Raw genomic sequence first — 353 nt, forward strand, 5'->3', positions numbered from 1 at the left:
GTCGAGTCTCGTGGGCTCGGAGATGTGTATAAGAGACAGGACCTGCTTGTTTGGGTACGAAATAGTACATCATACCCAAGAAGCCGGCAGTCAGGAAGAAACGCCCAAGAGTTTCGCCGCCAGACCGCCGGGAAAGGTAACAAAACCGCCGAAGCCGATGACGCACTCGACACGGTGTTTGCGGATAATCCGCTGCGCTTCGCGGACGGTTTTGTACGGCATTTGATTGTCGAAGAGTTAAATGCCCAAGCTGCTTTGGCTGCTTTGCGTGTGATGACGAAATATGCTCATCATGCGGCAGCGAAATGGCTTGTGGATAACTCTGTTGATATGTTTACGCCGCCAGGTTTGCC

The 353-nt window shown here is 52.4% G+C and carries 2 pseudogenes; one reads left to right on the forward strand and one right to left on the reverse strand.

Going from position 1 to position 353, the window contains the following annotated elements:
- Nucleotides 1-99: 99 nt before the first annotated feature.
- Nucleotides 100-216: pseudogene (locus ACRPFF_RS11720) on the reverse strand (undecaprenyldiphospho-muramoylpentapeptide beta-N-acetylglucosaminyltransferase); the annotation flags it as partial.
- Nucleotides 217-219: 3 nt separating this feature from the next.
- On the opposite strand from ACRPFF_RS11720, the pseudogene ACRPFF_RS11725 reads away from it, so the two are divergent.
- A pseudogene (locus ACRPFF_RS11725) lies at nucleotides 220-353 on the forward strand (nicotinamidase); the annotation flags it as partial.

Origin of the sequence: Neisseria sp. SLRRB23 (assembly GCF_050896295.1) — a bacterium.
GTDB lineage: Bacteria > Pseudomonadota > Gammaproteobacteria > Burkholderiales > Neisseriaceae > Neisseria.